This window comes from Pseudomonas sp. PDM20 (assembly GCF_014852575.3).
In the GTDB taxonomy this organism is placed as follows: Bacteria; Pseudomonadota; Gammaproteobacteria; order Pseudomonadales; family Pseudomonadaceae; genus Pseudomonas.
Window position 1 is genome coordinate 1,575,458 of sequence record NZ_CM181224.1, and the last position, 15,371, is coordinate 1,590,828.

The following is a 15,371-nucleotide window of genomic DNA, read 5'->3' on the forward strand; positions in this document are numbered from 1 at the left end:
AGGGGTTCTGTTGATATCGGTGCCGCGGGTTTCCCTCACCCCAGCCCTCTCCCAGAGGGAGAGGGAGCTATTCGTGCCGGCTGAAACCTTGGTTTCCTCCTGCACCGGACAGTCCCCTCTCCCTCGGGAGAGGGTTAGGGTGAGGGGCGCACGGCACCCAAGTTACTTGCCGCTCCCCGCCACGCCCTCGCCACCCTTGGTCAGGTAGTAGGCGCCGAGGATCGGCAGCATGGTCACGATCATCACCAGCATCGCCACCACGTTGGTCACCGGCACGTCGCGCGGGCGGCCCAACTGGTTGAGCAGCCAGATCGGCAGGGTGCGTTCGTGGCCGGCGGTGAAGGTGGTGACGATGATCTCGTCGAAGGACAGCGCGAACGCCAGCATGCCGCCGGCCAGCAGCGCCGAGCCGAGGTTGGGCAGGATCACGTAGCGGAAGGTCTGCCAGCCGTCGGCGCCCAGGTCCATCGAGGCTTCGATGAGGCTGTGCGAGGTGCGGCGGAAGCGCGCGATGACGTTGTTGTAGACGATCACCACGCAGAAGGTGGCGTGGCCGATGACGATGGTCAGGAAGCCCGGCTCGATACCGAGGGTCTTGAACGCCGACAGCAGCGCGATGCCGGTGATGATGCCGGGCAGGGCGATCGGCAGGATCAGCATCAGCGAGATGCCTTCCTTGCCGAAGAAGTCGCGGCGGTACAGCGCGGCCGCGGCCAGGGTGCCCAGGAACATGGCGATCAGCGTGGCGACGCTGGCGATCTTCACCGACAGCTCGATGGCTTCGAGCACGTCCTGGCGCGCGAAGGCGACGCTGAACCAGTGCAGGGTGAAGCCCTTGGGCGGGAAGCTGAAGGCCGCGTCCTCGGTGTTGAAGGCGTACATGAAGATGATCAGGATCGGGAAGTGCAGGAACACCAGCCCGCCCCAGGCGGCCGCTTTCAGACCCCAGGAAGCCTGCCCTTGAGATGAAGAGTCAGAGTGCATCGAAGGCTCCTAAGCGTTTGACGATGGAGAGATAGACCGCGATCAGCACGATGGGCACCAGGGTGAAGGCGGCGGCCATTGGCATGTTGCCGATCGCGCCCTGCTGGGCGTAGACCATGCTGCCGATGAAGTAGCCCGGCGGGCCCACCAGCTGCGGCACGATGAAGTCGCCCAGGGTCAGGCTGAAGGTGAAGATCGAGCCGGCTGCGATGCCGGGGATCGACAGCGGCAGGATCACCTGCAGGAAGGTCTGCCGCGGGTGCGCGCCGAGGTCGGCCGAGGCTTGCAGCAGTGACGGCGGCAGGCGTTCCAGGGAGGCCTGGATCGGCAGGATCATGAACGGCAGCCAGATGTACACGAACACCAGGAAGCGTCCGAAGCTGGAGGTCGACAGGGTGTTGCCACCGATGCCCGGAATGCCCAGCAACAGGTTCAGCACGGGCTCAAGACCGAGGTGCTGGACGAACCAAATGGCGACGCCGCCCTTGGCCAGCAGCAGGGTCCAGGCGTAGGCCTTGACGATGTAGCTGGCCCACATCGGCATCATCACGGCGATGTAGAAGAACGCCTTGGTCTTGCCGGTGGTGTAGCGCGCCATGTAGTAGGCGATGGGGAAGGCCACCGCGCCACTGGCGATGGACACCGCAACCGCCATCAGCACGGTGCGCTGGATGATGTCGAAGTTGGAGCCACTGAGCAGCGAGCCGAAGTTGGCCCAGGTCAGGTCCGGCGTCACCGTCATGGTGAAGTCGTCGAAGGTGTAGAAACCCTGCCACAGCAGCGTCAGCAGCGAGCCGAGGTAGATCGCGCCGAACCACAGCAGCGGCGGGATCAGCAGCAGCGAGAGGTACAGCGTCGGCTTGCGGTAGAGCAGGTTGCACAGGCGGCGCAGCGGGCCATTGCAGGCCTGCGGCAGCGGAGCGTTCATCGTCAGTTCCATGTCACGCGCCCTCGTTCAGCACCACCATCGCCTCGCGCGCCCAGCGGGCGGTCACGCGCTGGCCCGGCTGGTGGGCGAGGTCGATGTCGGCCCACTGGCTGTTGGCCTGGCTGAGGCAGAGGTTCTGGCCATTGTCGAGACGGATCTCGTAGCGGGTCGCCGCGCCCTGGTACTGGATGTCGTGCAGCAGGCCGCTGATCTCGATGTCCGAGGCGCTGCGCTCGCCATTGGCGAAACGGATGTGCTCGGGACGGATGGAGAAGGGCTGGGCGTTGCCGGTCAGGCCCTGGGCGAGGTCGCCGCGCAGCACGTTGGAGGTACCGACGAATTCAGCCACGAACGGGGTGGCCGGTTTCATGTAGAGGTTGCGCGGGGTGTCGACCTGCTCGATGCGGCCCTTGTTGAACACCGCGACGCGGTCGGACATGGACAGCGCTTCGCTCTGGTCGTGGGTGACGAAGATGAAGGTGATGCCCAGCTGGCGCTGCAGCTTCTTCAGCTCGCTCTGCATCTGCTCGCGCAGCTTGAGGTCGAGGGCGCCGAGGGGTTCGTCGAGCAGCAGCACGCGCGGGCGATTCACCAGAGCGCGGGCCAGGGCCACGCGCTGGCGCTGGCCGCCGGAAAGCTGCACCGGCTTGCGCACGCCATAGCCGCCCAGGGCGACCATTCCGAGGGCTTCTTCGGCGCGCTTGAGGCGTTCGGCCTTGCCGATGCCTTTCACCTTCAGGCCGTAGGCGACGTTCTCCAGCACGCTCATGTGCGGGAACAGCGCGTAGTCCTGGAATACCGTGTTGACGTCACGCTGGTAGGGCGGCAGGCCCGCGGCCTCCTCGCCATGGATGCGGATGGAGCCTGCGCTGGGTTGCTCGAAGCCGGCGATCAGGCGCAGGCAGGTGGTCTTGCCCGAGCCCGACGGGCCGAGCATGGAAAAGAACTCGCCGTCCTTGATGTCGATGGACACCCGGTCAACGGCCTTGACGTCGCCGAACTGGCGGGAGACCTGGGTGAATTGAACAGCGGGGGTGGTCATGGTGCACGCTCCAAGGGGCAGGAATCCGGCGTAGGGGAGCCCTGCCCGTGAATCTGAGATACGGGTGAATCGGTACGGATGTGGTTCGGTGCTGGCTGCCGCGCAGGACTGGCCCCCCTCTCCCTTCAGGGAGAGGGGCTGGGGGAGAGGGCGAGCCTCAGGCACGGAGCCCGGATTCCCTCTCCCCAACCCTCTGACTAGGCGTCCCCCTGAAGGGAGAGGGAGCTGTCAGGCGCTCGGGAAAAATCCCTGCCTTAGCGGCCGCCCATGATCCCGATGTAGTCCTGGGTCCAGCGGCTGTACGGGACGAACTTGCCGCCCTCGGCCACCGGGGTCTTCCAGAACGCGATCTTGTCGAACTGGTTGTAACCGTTGGTGGCGCAGCCTTCGGCACCGAGCAGGGTGCTGGCCTTGCAGCCTTCGGGTACGGCTGGCACGGAGCCGAACCAGGCCGCCACGTCGCCCTGGACCTTGGGCTCCAGCGACCAGTTCAGCCACTTGTAGGCGCAGCTCGGGTGCTGGGCTTCGGCGTGCAGCATGGTGGTGTCGGCCCAGCCGGTGACGCCCTCTTTCGGGAACACCGTGGCGATCGGCTGACCTTCGGCCTTCAGGGCGTTGGCCTGGTACGGCCAGGCGCTGGAAGCGGCGACGCCTTCGTTCTTGAAGTCGCTCATCTGCACGGTGGTGTCGTGCCAGTAGCGGTGGATCAGGTCATGCTGCTTGCGCAGCAGTTCGACCACGGCGGCGTATTGCTTCTCGTCGAGCTGGTACGGATCGGTGATGCCCAGCTCCGGCTGGGTCGCCTTCAGGTACAGCGCGGCGTCGGCGACGTAGATCGGGCCGTCGTAGGCCTGCACGCGGCCCTTGTTCGACTTGCCGTCAGGCAGGTTCTGGGCGTCGAACACGACCTTCCAGCTGTCCGGCGCGGTGGGGAAGACCTTGGTGTTGTACATCAGCAGGTTCGGGCCCCACTGGTACGGCGCGCCGTAGGTCTTGCCGTTGACCACGTACCAGGCGGCGTCCTTCAGGCGCGGGTCGATGTTCTTCCAGTTGGGGATCAACGACGGATCGATCGGCTGCACGCGCTTGCCGTAGATCAGGCGCAGGGAAGCGTCGCCGGATGCGGTGACCAGGTCGTAGCCGCCCTTGGCCATCAGGCTGACCATCTCGTCGGAGGTGGCGGCGGTCTTCACGTTGACCTGGCAGCCGGTGTCCTTCTCGAACTGGGTGACCCAGTCATAGTTCTTGTCGGACTGGCCGCGCTCGATGTAGCCGGGCCAGGCGATGATGTCCAGGCGGCCTTCGCCTTTGCCGACTTCCTTCAGGGCCTCGGCGGCCTGGACGCCGGCGCTGGCCAGCAGGGCGGTGGTGATGGCACTGAGCAGTGCGGTCTTGCGCATCGGGTGTCTCCCTCTCGTTGTTGTCTCTATTGGTGGGGCAGGATCAATCGAGCAACAGCCCTTCAGGACGTGAGAAAACTACTGCGCTCGGCCAGGCTGCGTTGAAGCCACTCCGGGAAATGCTCATTTATGGGCATAAACTCCGCTTTCCCGGAGCGACTTCGCCTTGCCTGACCGTCGCTCGCTACGTTTTCACACGCCCTGATGCAGGGCTTCTTTTTATGTGCCGGCGGGCGACCCCGCCGGGTGGTTCAATCCAGTCGCTGGCCGTGGCGCGCCATGATGTGGCGCACCACGCTGTAGTCCTGCAGCGAGTCGCTGGACAGGTCCTTGCCGTATCCCGAGCGCTTGAGCCCGCCGTGGGGCATCTCGCTGGCGAGCATGAAATGGGTGTTGATCCAGGTGCAGCCGTACTGCAGGCGGTTGGCGATCTGGAAGGCCTTGTCGAGGTTCTGCGTCCATACCGAGGAGGCCAGGCCGTACTCGGAGTCGTTGGCCCAGTCCACCGCCTGTTCCAGCTGGTCGAAACGGGTCACGGTGACCACCGGGCCGAACACCTCGCGCTGGACGATCTCGTCCTGCTGCTTGCAGCCGGCCAGCAGGGTCGGCTGGTAGTAGAAGCCGGGGCCCGAATGCACGGCGGCGCCGGTGACGCGCTCGATGTGCGGCTGGCCGAGGGCGCGTTCGACGAAGCTGGCCACGCGGTCGCGCTGGCGGGCGCTGATCAGCGGGCTGATCTCGTTGTCGGCATCGCGCTTGCGGGCGAAGCGGATGCTGGCCACGGCGTCGCCCAGCTCGGCGACGAGGCGGTCATGGATACCGGCCTGCGCGTAGATGCGGCAGGCGGCGGTGCAGTCCTGCCCGGCGTTGTAGTAACCGTGGGTGCGCACGCCCTGGACCACGGCTTCGAGGTCGGCGTCGTTGCAGACGATCACCGGCGCCTTGCCGCCCAGTTCCAGGTGGGTGCGTTTGAGGGTGCGCGCGGCGGCCTGGAGAATCTTCTGCCCGGTGACGATATCGCCGGTCAGCGACACCATGCGCACCTTCGGGTGGCTGACCAGGTGGCTGCCGACGCCTTCGCCGCCGCCGCAGACGATGTTGATCACGCCGGCGGGGAGGATTTCTGCCAGCGCCGGGGCCAGCGCCAGGATGCTCAGCGGGGTGTGCTCGGACGGCTTGAACACCAGGGTGTTGCCGGCGGCCAGCGCGGGAGCGATCTTCCACGCGGCCATCATCAGCGGGTAGTTCCAGGGCGCAATCGAGGCGACCACGCCTACCGGGTCGCGGCGCACCATGCTGGTGTGGCCGGGCACGTATTCGCCGGCGAGCTGGCCCTGCTGGCAGCGCACCGCGCCGGCGAAGAAACGGAACACGTCGGCGGTGGCCGGAATGTCGTCCTGGCGCGCCAGGTGCAGCGGCTTGCCGCAGTTCAGCGATTCCAGCTGGGCGAGGTCGTTCGCGCGCTTGTCGATGGCGTCAGCGATGGCGAGCAGGGCGGTGGCGCGCTGGGCAGGCGTGGTGCGAGCCCAGGCGGGGAAGGCGCGGTGCGCGGCAGCGATGGCCTGCTCGACCTGGTCCAGGGAGCCGTCGGCGATGCTGATAAGAGTGTCGCCCGTGGTCGGGTTGATGATCGGCTCGGCCATGCCTTCGCCGGCGACCAGTTGGCCGTCGATCAGCAAGGCGGTGTGCAGGGTTGCGCCGGTCATCTTGGAAACTCGTCTTTTATCTGTCTTGTTTTCGGTGGCCATGTGCGTGCTCCGGATGGGGCGATACCCGGAGCTGGCCCTTTGTATGAGGGCAGAGACTAGAGTCCGGGCGTGGGGTCGACAAATTCTAATTACTGAAAGCGGCGTTCGATTAAATCGAATGGCTGACTTTGCTGCACCGAACTTGTAGGGCGCATAACGCCCCAGGCGTTATCCGCCGTCCGCGCAGTTCCGAAACTTCTCGGCGCATAACCGCAAGCGGTTATGCGCCCTACATAGACTCGGAGTCGCTCTCCTCAGATCGACAGCTTCTTCGCATTGGGCTGCTCGCGGGCCACGGTGAGGAACGGGTCCACCAGCGGTGGCCGCGCGGTGCCACGGCGCCAGGCCAGGCCGACATCCAGTGGCTCGGAGAGGTCCACCAGCGGCCGCGCTTCGATGATGTCGCCTTCCAGCGACCAGGGGCGGTAGGTCATGTCCGGCTGGATCGACAGGCCCAGGCCCGCCGCCACCAGGCTTCGCACCGCCTCCACCGACGCCGTGCGCAGCGTCACCTGCGGTACCAACCCGGCGCGGGACCAGATGCGCTGGGTGTGCAGGCCCATCTCGTCGGCGTTCAGCTGGATCAATGGCTCGCCCGCCACATCGGCCAGGCCGATGCTGTCGCGCTCCAGCAGCGGGTGCTGCGCCGGCAGCCACAGACGGTGCGGCGAGTGGGTCAGCACCTCGGTCTGCAGGGCGTGGCGGTCTTCCAGGTTGGAGAGGATCAGCACGCCGACATCGATCTCGCCGCTCACCAGCAGGTGCTCGATGTAGGGGCGCTCGTCCTCCACCACGCGGGTCTGCACGTTAGGGTAGGCGCGCTGGAAGCGGTTGATCAGGTCCGCCAGGTAGTAACCCGCTACCAGGCTAGTCACGCCGATGGTCAGGCTGCCGGCCACCTGGTCGGTGCTCTGCTGCAGGCTGCGCTTGGCGTTCTCCACCGTGGCCAGGATCAGGTGCGCCTGGCGCAGGAACTGGTGGCCCTGGTGGGTCAGGGTCATGCCCTTGGCGTGGCGGTCGAACAGGCGCACGCCGATCTCTTCTTCCAGCTGCTGGATGGCGAGGGTCAGGGTGGACTGGGAAATGAACACCGCCTGGGCGGCGGCGGAAATCGAGCCGGTCTCGGCGACGGCGATGAAATGGCGAATCTGGCGAAGCGTCATCATGGTGATTGGCCGCTGGTGCGCGGAGCCGCGATCTAGAGCCTTGTCTATCCGCTCTCGGCGCTTTTCATTGTTGATTATCGAAAATCTATAGGAGCATTCTTTTAAATCGAATGAAAGCGGCCCATTTGCCCTGCGGACCCGCCGGCATTGGCCCGCAATATCCAGAAGCACACTGTCGCTGCGTCCCGGCCGTGCGCTGGACTAGAGTCGGAATCCACAATTTTCGATAGACACAATTTCCGATAGAACAGTGGAGATCGCCATGAACACTCGCGGCCTGCTCGACCAACTCCTCAAATCCGGCCAGGACCTCCTGCAGAACAAGGGCGTGGCCCGGCAGGACGGCGCCCAACAGTCCTCTTCGTCCAGCAAGGGCGGCGGCCTGGACCTGGGCAGCCTGCTCTCCGGTGCCGGTGGAGGCGCCCTGGCGGCGGGCGCGCTGGGCCTGCTGATGGGCAGCAAGAAGGCGCGCAAGATCGGCGGCAACGTCGTCACCTATGGCGGCCTCGCGGCGCTCGGCGTGCTTGCCTACAAGGCCTACGGCAACTGGCAGCAGAAGCAGGCCAGTGCCCCGCGCGGCGAGCCGCAGACCGTCGACCGCCTGCCACCGGCGCAGGCCGAGCAGCACAGCCACGCCATCCTGCGGGCCATCGTCGCCGCCGCGAAGGCCGACGGGCATATCGATGATCGCGAACGCCAGCTGATCGACGGCGAAATCGCCAAGCTCACCGGCGACGTCGAACTGCAGGGCTGGCTGGACCGCGAACTGGCCAAACCTTTGGACCCGGCCGAAGTCGCCCGCGCCGCCACCAGCGAGGAAATGGCCGCCGAGATGTACCTGGCCAGCCTGCTGATGGTCGACGAGACCAGCTACATGGAACGCGCCTACCTTGACGAGCTGGCCCGCCAGCTGAGCCTCGACGCCGGCCTCAAGGTCGAGCTGGAAGCCCAGGCGCAGAAGGCGCTGGACGCCGTGCCCGCGTGACCTTCCTCGCAATCGCCGGCTGAAGTCGGCGCCGGGCGGCAATCGCCTGGCTGGTAATCTCTCGCGGCGGCAGGCTTCGCCCCGGGTGTCCCGCCCTGACACCCGGCCGGCGAACGGCGCTGGCGCATCGGTGTGGCGGGACTATCGTTGCCCAACGCATAGCGAGAGATGTCATCTCATGAATGCTGGTTCTCTTTTCGATCAACTGCTCAAGGCAGGTCAGAGCTCATTGCTGCAACAGGTTGGCGACGCCGCCCGGCGCGCCACGCAAGCCGGCGAGGGTCACTCCATGAACACTGCAGATCTACTGGAACAATTGCTGCGCGGCAGCCAAGGCGCATCGGGACAACAGGGCGGCGGCGCGGGAGGCCTTGGTGGCCTCGGCGGGTTGCTGGGTGGGTTGCTGGGCGGCTCTTCCGGCGGCGCCGGGGGTGGACTCGGCGGTCTGGGCGATGTACTCGGGGGCATGCTCGGAGGCGGCATGAACAGCGGTCGCGCGCCGCAAGGCCGCACGGGCAGCAGCGGCGGCATCAACTACGCCATGCTCGCCTCCCTCGGCATGATGGCCTTCCAGGCTTATCAGAATTACCAGCGCCAGCACCCGGCTGCAGCACCGCAGCAGCAGTCGCTGATGACCGTGGACCAGCTCTCCGGCCCGGAGGCCGAGGCCCACAGCCATGCGATCCTGCGCGCCATGATCGCTGCCGCCAAGGCCGACGGTCGCATCGATGAAAAGGAAAAGGCCGCCATCCAGGCCGAAATCGCCCGCCACACCGATGAGCCGGAGCTGCAGGACTGGCTCGATGCCGAGGTGCGCAAGCCGCTGGACGCCGCCGAAGTCGCCGAATCCGCCCAGGGCGACCCGGCCGTGGCTGCGGAGATGTACCTGGTCAGCGTGATGCTGGTGGACGACCAGCAGGGCACCGAGCGCACCTACCTGGACGAACTCGCCTACAACCTCAACCTGGCCCCGGAACTCCAGGCGCACCTGGAGCAGCAGGCCAAGGCCGGCGGTGAAGTAGCTTGATACAACTCAGCGCACGGATGTAGGAGCGTTCGTACAATTTGACGGTCAGAGCGCTCGGACGAACGCACCCACAAGGTGCGTTCGTTCTTCAATTCTGCAAGGAGGCTTCATGCCGTTCGTACGTTTCACCCTCCCCACCGCGCTGCTGCTCAGCGCCACCGCCACCTTCGCCAACGCCGCCAAGCTGGAAGACGTCGCGCCTTATCCCAAGGCCGAGGACGGCTTCGTGCGCCAGGTCATCCACCTGCCCAAGCAGGCGCAGGAAGAGAACTTCAAGGTCGAGATCCTCGCCGGCAAGACGATGACCGTCGACTGCAACCGCCAGCGCCTGGGGGGCACCCTGGAAGAAAAGACCCTGGAAGGCTGGGGCTACTCCTACTACCGCCTGGACAAGGTCAGTGGCCCGGCCAGCACCCTGATGGCCTGCCCGGATGGCAAGACCCGCAAGGACTTCGTCCCGGTGGTCGGAGATGGCTTCGTGCTGCGCTACAACAGCAAGCTACCCATCGTGATCTATGCGCCAAAGGACGTCGAAGTCCGCTACCGCCTGTGGTCGGCCTCCGAGAAGGTCGAGAAGGCTCGCGCCGAGTAACGCCTCCCCCTGTAGGAGCGGGCTATGCCCGCGATCCGTCGGCAAGGCCGACGCTGACCCGGTGGGGCGCGGGCACGCTTGCTCCTACAGTTGTTACCCCGCGGCCACCACCGCAGCGCGACCCTCCGGCGCAGCACTGTGATGCCGCCAGATGGCCGCAAACAACGCCTCCAGATCGGCCGTGAAGCGCGCCGTATCGAACAGCGGTGAACTCATCCGCGCCGCTGCCAACCGCTGCCGCAGCTCCGTGCGCGTGGCTTCGTCGAGCGCCAGCGTCTTCAACCGTTCGAAGTAGTCCTGCGCATCCGTCGCCACCAACTCATCGAATCCATGAGCCCTGAGCAGGCCCCCGGCCACACGGCTGGTGAAGGTTTCGCCGAGTCGCGCCATCAGCGGCACACCCGCCCATAGCGCATCGCTGGCAGTGGTGTGTGAAGTGCAGGGGAAACTGTCCAGCGCGATATCGGCCAGAGCGAGGCGAGCCAGGTGCTCCGCCTGTTTCAGTCGCGGGGCGAACACCAGTCGCTCGGCCCCGAGGCCGCGCGCCTGAGCTTCCCGGCGCAGGTTCTCGCGGGCTTCTTCGGCTTCAGGCTCCAACAGCCAGAGCACGCTGCCCGGCACTTCCCGCAGCAGGCGGCACCAGAGGTCGAACTCAGTCGGATTGAGCTTGAGCAACTGGTTGAAGCTGCAGAACACCACGCCTTGCTCCGGCAACCCCACCTCACTGCGGCTGGGTGGCGTAGTCAAGGGTCGATCACGATCATTGGGCTGGTAGCTGTGCGGCATCAGCGCCAGGGTCTCGCTGAAATGCTCCGCGTGCGCGGCCGGCGTCACGGTCGCGTCGCTGTTCAGGTAATCGGCCAGGCGCGGGTGGCCGAGGCTGCCGGGGTAGCCCAGCCAGTTGACGATCACCGGAGCCGGACGCAGCGCAGTGATGCCCTGACGCGCGCCGGTGGTGTAGCCCTTGAGGTCCACCAATATGTGCAGGCGCTGCTCGGCGATCAGCCGCGCCGCCGCCTCGTCGGACAACTCGCGCAGGTCGTGGCGCGGCAGCCCCGTCGCGGCGATGCGCCGGGTGAAATGGTCATCGCGTTCAGGGCTGTAGTCGAACAGTTGGATATCCACCTTCGAGCGGTCGTGACTCTCGATCACGCCCATCATCAGATGCATCGTAGCGTGCCCGTAGAAGTCGCTGGACAGGTAGCCGATGCGCAGGCGTTCGCCGGGTGCAGGTTCTGTGGCGAGTGGCGCGGCACTGAGTTCGACCGGCCAGTTGGCTTCGGCATAGTGGCGGGCAGCATCTCGATGTAGCTGCGGAGTGAGAGCCGGGACGTTGATCAGGCTCCAAGGGTCAATGGGGTCGTGGGAGGGCGCGCGTAGCCCGTCCAATAGCGCTTCGTCCACCGCCCGGAGCTGCGGCCAGGCGCCAAGGGTTCTTTGCACCCGTTGCAGTTCAGCCCAGCGCTGCGCCTTGGCGTACCAGTGGGCTGCTTCGCCGAAGCGTTTGCCATCCTCCAGCGCTCGGGCGAATTCCAGCTGGATCTCGCTGCTCTCCGGGCTCAGGGTCAGTGCCTGGTGGAGAAGGTCAATAGCTTCGGCGCCCCTGTCCTGCCCGCGAAGCAGGCTGCCCAGGTTGCGGTAAGCCAGCAGATAACCGGGCTTGCGGGTGATCGCCTGGCGGTAGAACTGCTCGGCCTCGGCGTGACGCCGCTGGTGGTCGAGGATATTCGCCAGGTTGTTGGCGGCCTTGGCATTGCCGGGTTGCAGGTGCAGGCAACCGCGCAGTGCGTCCTCCGCGGCCTGGACATTGCCCAGTTGCTGTTCGGCCAGGCCCAGGTTCAGGTAATAGGTGGGGTCCTTGCGCACGCCCAGCGCCCGCTTGAATTGCTCCCGCGCCTGGGCTGCCTTGCCCTGCATCAGGCAGGCGGCGCCGCACAGGTGCAGCGCGTCGGCGTCCCTTGGTCTGGAGCGAAGTAACTGCCGCGCCAGAGCCTCCCCCTGCTGCGCATCGCCGTTCTGCAGCGCGGCGAGGACGGCTTGCGGGGAGAGGGAGGATCGGAGCTGGCGTATGGGGTTATCCGGGAAAGTGAGGTGCATCCACTGAGGGGCTCCCGCGCCGGGCACAGGGGCCGACCTCATTGCGTCGTTAGCAGGCAGTGATGCGGCGGCTGAGGTCGATGGTCCCGCGTTGCCCGCTCAGAGCCTGCTCATGCATGGCACTGAACAGCGCTTCCAGCTGGGGGGCGAAGACTTCCGGCCGGTACAGGGTGGAAGTGGCCAGGCGTTCGCCGAGCGTGCGCCGCAGTTCCTCTCGTTTCGGCGCGTCGTTTGCCAGCCGGATGGCAAGCTGAACGTAGTCGGCACGATGACGGGTGCTGAGCTCATCCAGGCCCAGCGCATGCAACAGGCTCCCCGCCATGCGGCTGACGAAGGTTTCACCCATGCAGGTAATCAGCGGCACACCAGCGCGCAGCGTGTCGCTTGCTGTGGCGCCGGAGTTATAGGGATAGGTGTCCAGAGCGATATCGGCAAGTGCAACCCGGGAGCGGTGCTCGGCCAGCGACTTGCGGTCGGCAAAGACAATGCGCTCTGGCGCAACTCCGCGTTTGCGCGTTTCCTTGAGCAGGTTGTTGCGGATCACCTCGGATGAACCGGGTGCTATCCACAGCACGCCCTTGGGCACATTACGCAGAATCTCGCACCAGTCGTCCCAGAGTTGCGGCGTGAACTTGAAGACCTGATTGAAGCTGCAGAACACGATTGCGTCGTCGGGCAATCCTTCCGCCGAGCGAGGTGGTGGTGCAGCCAGCGGTGTCATCGGGCAGTTTGGCTGGAAGCACTCGGGCATCAGGGCCAGGGCTTCGCTGAACTGCTCTGCGTGTTCCGGCGGTGTGACGACTGCGTCGCCGATGATGTAGTCGGCCAGCCGAGTCTCACCCAGTGTGCCGATGTAGCCGATCCACGAGGCAATCACCGGCGCCGGGCGCAGGGCGCAGATACCAGGACGGGCATGGGTGGTGTAGCCGGTAAGGTCGACCAGGATATCTATCTGGTCGTCACGAATGAGCTTCGCCGCTTCCAGATCGTCCATGCGACTGATGACGGTGAAGTGGTCGGCAGCCTGGATCAGCTGGCGGCGCTCTTCATCATCGATCTCCGGCCCGTAAGCGTAGAGATGTGCCTCAAAGCGCTCCCGGTCATGGGCAGCAATGACCTGCGTAACCAGATGCGCCACAGGGTGATTGCGAAAGTCCGCCGACAGATAGCCGATGCGCAGACGGCCGGTATGTGGTTGCGCGACCGACGAAACCAACGGCTCCGCCGCCAGGGATGCCGCCCAGCGGGTGCGGCCGAACTTGCCGGCCAGTTCGCGCTGGGTTGCGGCGTCGATTTCTGGCCAGGCGAGCAGATTCAGTGGCTGGAACTCGCTGGTATCGCTTGTTGGCCGTGCGGCGAGAAAGTCGCTCATGGAGGGCTTCTGCGCGTCATCCCAGTCCGCCAGACTGCGGCGTAGGCCGAGGATGCGTCCAGTAACCTGGAAGTTGCCCGGCTGCAGGGCGAGGGCCGCCCGCAGGCACTCCAGGGCTTCGTGGACGCGTCCGGTCCTGTCGAGTATGTCTGCAAGGTTCAGATGGGCCTGGAGAAGTTTCGGATTGTGGGCAATGGCCGCACGGAAGTTCTCTTCGGCTCCGGCTTTGTCGCCGCTGATCGAGTCAAGCGCATGGCCAAGGTTGTTGTAGGCATTGGCGTAGCGAGGGTTAGCCGCGATTGCACGGCGATAGCATTCCAGCGCCTCGTTGCGCCGCTCCGCCTGGAAGCTGTTCTTCAGGATGTTGCCGAGATTGTTCCAGGCTCTATCCGCCTGAGGGTTCAGCGCGACCGCACGACGATAGGCGGACTCCGCCTCGGGAAGGCGGTGCATGGCTGCCAGCGTCAGTGCCAGGTTGGTATAGGCATCTGGGCTGTTGCCCGCTCTTGTGGCGGCCTTGAGGTATTTCTCTGCAGTTGGAAAATCATTGCTCAGGTAGCAGATCACTCCCGCATAGAGCAGGCCGCCCGCATGGTTGGGGGCGAGCTTCAGGAGTTTGCTGCGGCATAGCTCCAGTGCCTCGGTGAGCTGGTTGTTCTGGTATAGGGCAACGACTTGCGCGTAGGTGGTCTCGATCAGGTTGGCCGGGCGTTGCTGGCCGGTTCGATGGGGGATGTTTCTGTTTGAACGTTTCATTCCCGACTCTCTGATTCGAATTGCCTGCTGGAGGAGCACGACATGGGTTTTGGTGTCCGCTGCTCCCCAGATGTATAGGTGAGGGAGCGGCACGAAAAAGTGCGGTGGCCATTTTCGGCAGCAGAGTGCGTGAGTTCGTCGGTTGCTTCTGTAGGGGAGTACTGAAAGCGAGCTAGGAATTGGCTTTGGCCCAAGATCGAACCTGGGACCGCTTCCGTAAGGCTGTAATCCGCCATCACGACGGCGCAGGATGTTTCAGCGTGCAGGGAGGAACACATTGCAGGAGCGCGCCCCGCAGCCATCGCTACGGGGCGCTCACCATCAACTCAGGCTCAACGCCTGCGGCAATTCAGGCAGCGGCACCCAGACCTGCCCCTGCCAATCCAGCACGCTCAACTGCTGGCGCTCCCAGCGCAGCAGGCGGCGGCGCGGTTTCTCCGTAGCAGCGTCATTTCCCGCCCGCAGGCTTGGCACCACGGTCAGGGTGATCCACTGGCGGATGCAGCGGTTTTCCGGGTGGTGGAAGTAGATCAGCGAGGCGTACAGGCCGGATTCGCTGATCAGCTCCATTTCCTCGACCCGGCCGTGATCACCCTGGACCATCAGGCGACACCGCTGGTCGTCATCGAGATTGCGCGCGGCGCGTTCTTCCAGGAAAGCTGAGCTCATCTATGGCGAGTGTCTGCGGGCGTGCCGCACCGGGGACCTGAATGAGTGCCTGGCCCTGGTCGACACGAGCGAGGATGAAGTAGGTGCCATCGTTGGTTTCGGCGATGGCTGGCAGCGGGGTTTGCGCCAGGCGTTCCGGGCGTGTCCGTACGGCCCTGGTTTTCAGACCGAGCTTGGCCGCAGCCAGGAGCAACTGGTCATGACTGAACACGGAGGAACTGTCGGAGAACTCATGACGCAGTTGTTCGGGACTGGCGGCGATGCCATGAAATCGCGCCAGAGTAACCAGGCATTCAAGGCCGCTATCGAGTGGTGGGGGAGGAGCGTCCGAGCGTTCCGGAGCAGTCATTGCGGTACTTCCTGTCAGGGGGGGATTTGGATAGCGCTACCCCACTCAGGAAGTGTTCTTTGTTCAGCTTGCGTTCAGCAATGCTGGTGTAAGGCGATGGCTCTAAATCAGATGTTTCAGACGAACTGCCATTTCAAATCCTTACTCGCAGGGAATCGGGTCCTAATGCTTTCGGGGGAATGCAGGTTTGCTTCGGGCGGAGTCACCCGCTCCCTGCAGCAGCGAACCATGCCCACGATCGCGCTGCTACAGGGAT

The 15,371-nt window shown here is 65.2% G+C and carries 13 protein-coding genes; 3 read left to right on the forward strand and 10 right to left on the reverse strand.

Annotated features, from left to right (window positions below; all coding sequences use genetic code 11):
* Nucleotides 1-162: 162 nt before the first annotated feature.
* From IB261_RS07530 to IB261_RS07555, 6 genes are all read right to left on the reverse strand, one after another.
* Nucleotides 163-984: an ABC transporter permease gene (locus IB261_RS07530; protein ID WP_192381820.1), complete on the reverse strand. Its 822-nt coding sequence runs from the start codon at nucleotides 982-984 to the stop codon at nucleotides 163-165.
* Complete coding sequence (locus tag IB261_RS07535) at nucleotides 974-1,924, reverse strand: ABC transporter permease (RefSeq protein WP_412548381.1); 951 nt, start codon at nucleotides 1,922-1,924, stop codon at nucleotides 974-976. The genes IB261_RS07530 and IB261_RS07535 overlap by 11 nt, the downstream gene beginning before the upstream one ends.
* Before the next feature lies 1 nt (nucleotide 1,925).
* A complete protein-coding gene (locus IB261_RS07540; protein ID WP_138212585.1) occupies nucleotides 1,926-2,954 on the reverse strand; it encodes an ABC transporter ATP-binding protein in 1,029 nt (342 codons plus the stop codon).
* A 254-nt stretch (nucleotides 2,955-3,208) separates the two neighbouring features.
* Nucleotides 3,209-4,354, reverse strand: a complete 1,146-nt coding sequence (ydcS, locus tag IB261_RS07545; RefSeq protein WP_081517785.1) for a putative ABC transporter substrate-binding protein YdcS — start codon at nucleotides 4,352-4,354, stop codon at nucleotides 3,209-3,211.
* Between the two features lie 251 nt (nucleotides 4,355-4,605).
* The gene (locus IB261_RS07550; protein ID WP_412548382.1) at nucleotides 4,606-6,060 is read right to left on the reverse strand and encodes a gamma-aminobutyraldehyde dehydrogenase; all 1,455 of its coding nucleotides are present in this window, start codon (nucleotides 6,058-6,060) and stop codon (nucleotides 4,606-4,608) included.
* A 296-nt stretch (nucleotides 6,061-6,356) separates the two neighbouring features.
* On the reverse strand, nucleotides 6,357-7,268 hold the full coding sequence (locus tag IB261_RS07555) for a LysR family transcriptional regulator (protein WP_081517787.1): 912 nt from the start codon (nucleotides 7,266-7,268) through the stop codon (nucleotides 6,357-6,359).
* A 262-nt stretch (nucleotides 7,269-7,530) separates the two neighbouring features.
* On the opposite strand from IB261_RS07555, the gene IB261_RS07560 reads away from it, so the two are divergent.
* The 3 genes from IB261_RS07560 (at nucleotide 7,531) to eco (ending at nucleotide 9,872) form a co-directional block, all read left to right on the forward strand.
* Nucleotides 7,531-8,253, forward strand: coding sequence for a tellurite resistance TerB family protein (locus IB261_RS07560; protein ID WP_151186218.1), 723 nt, complete (start codon nucleotides 7,531-7,533; stop codon nucleotides 8,251-8,253).
* Nucleotides 8,254-8,542: 289 nt separating this feature from the next.
* Nucleotides 8,543-9,280 carry a tellurite resistance TerB family protein gene (locus IB261_RS07565; RefSeq protein ID WP_192381824.1) on the forward strand — a complete coding sequence of 246 codons (738 nt, stop codon included), beginning with the start codon at nucleotides 8,543-8,545 and terminating at the stop codon, nucleotides 9,278-9,280.
* 109 nt (nucleotides 9,281-9,389) lie between these two features.
* Nucleotides 9,390-9,872, forward strand: a complete 483-nt coding sequence (gene eco, locus IB261_RS07570) for a serine protease inhibitor ecotin (protein WP_192381826.1) — start codon at nucleotides 9,390-9,392, stop codon at nucleotides 9,870-9,872.
* Between the two features lie 93 nt (nucleotides 9,873-9,965).
* On the opposite strand, the gene IB261_RS07575 is transcribed toward eco, so the two are convergent.
* The 4 genes from IB261_RS07575 to IB261_RS07590 form a co-directional block, all read right to left on the reverse strand.
* Nucleotides 9,966-11,969, reverse strand: a complete 2,004-nt coding sequence (locus IB261_RS07575) for an O-linked N-acetylglucosamine transferase, SPINDLY family protein (protein ID WP_192381828.1) — start codon at nucleotides 11,967-11,969, stop codon at nucleotides 9,966-9,968.
* Nucleotides 11,970-12,018: 49 nt separating this feature from the next.
* A complete protein-coding gene (locus IB261_RS07580) occupies nucleotides 12,019-14,097 on the reverse strand; it encodes an O-linked N-acetylglucosamine transferase, SPINDLY family protein (protein WP_192381830.1) in 2,079 nt (692 codons plus the stop codon).
* Nucleotides 14,098-14,418: 321 nt separating this feature from the next.
* A complete protein-coding gene (locus tag IB261_RS07585; RefSeq protein ID WP_192381832.1) occupies nucleotides 14,419-14,766 on the reverse strand; it encodes a BRO-N domain-containing protein in 348 nt (115 codons plus the stop codon).
* Nucleotides 14,720-15,115, reverse strand: a complete 396-nt coding sequence (locus IB261_RS07590; RefSeq protein WP_192381833.1) for a cysteine peptidase family C39 domain-containing protein — start codon at nucleotides 15,113-15,115, stop codon at nucleotides 14,720-14,722. Before IB261_RS07590 ends, IB261_RS07585 begins: the two co-directional genes overlap by 47 nt.
* Nucleotides 15,116-15,371 lie beyond the last annotated feature (256 nt).

Excerpts from the sequence above, each read along its gene's own strand:
- IB261_RS07530 (WP_192381820.1), bottom strand. The coding sequence starts at position 984 with ATGCACTCTGACTCTTCATCTCAAGGGCAGGCTTCCTGGGGTCTGAAA.
- IB261_RS07535 (WP_412548381.1), bottom strand. The coding sequence starts at position 1,924 with ATGGAACTGACGATGAACGCTCCGCTGCCGCAGGCCTGCAATGGCCCG.
- IB261_RS07540 (WP_138212585.1), bottom strand. The coding sequence starts at position 2,954 with ATGACCACCCCCGCTGTTCAATTCACCCAGGTCTCCCGCCAGTTCGGC.
- ydcS (WP_081517785.1), bottom strand. The coding sequence starts at position 4,354 with ATGCGCAAGACCGCACTGCTCAGTGCCATCACCACCGCCCTGCTGGCC.
- IB261_RS07550 (WP_412548382.1), bottom strand. The coding sequence starts at position 6,060 with ATGACCGGCGCAACCCTGCACACCGCCTTGCTGATCGACGGCCAACTG.
- IB261_RS07555 (WP_081517787.1), bottom strand. The coding sequence starts at position 7,268 with ATGATGACGCTTCGCCAGATTCGCCATTTCATCGCCGTCGCCGAGACC.
- IB261_RS07560 (WP_151186218.1), top strand. The coding sequence starts at position 7,531 with ATGAACACTCGCGGCCTGCTCGACCAACTCCTCAAATCCGGCCAGGAC.
- IB261_RS07565 (WP_192381824.1), top strand. The coding sequence starts at position 8,543 with ATGAACACTGCAGATCTACTGGAACAATTGCTGCGCGGCAGCCAAGGC.
- eco (WP_192381826.1), top strand. The coding sequence starts at position 9,390 with ATGCCGTTCGTACGTTTCACCCTCCCCACCGCGCTGCTGCTCAGCGCC.
- IB261_RS07575 (WP_192381828.1), bottom strand. The coding sequence starts at position 11,969 with ATGCACCTCACTTTCCCGGATAACCCCATACGCCAGCTCCGATCCTCC.
- IB261_RS07580 (WP_192381830.1), bottom strand. The coding sequence starts at position 14,097 with ATGAAACGTTCAAACAGAAACATCCCCCATCGAACCGGCCAGCAACGC.
- IB261_RS07585 (WP_192381832.1), bottom strand. The coding sequence starts at position 14,766 with ATGAGCTCAGCTTTCCTGGAAGAACGCGCCGCGCGCAATCTCGATGAC.
- IB261_RS07590 (WP_192381833.1), bottom strand. The coding sequence starts at position 15,115 with ATGACTGCTCCGGAACGCTCGGACGCTCCTCCCCCACCACTCGATAGC.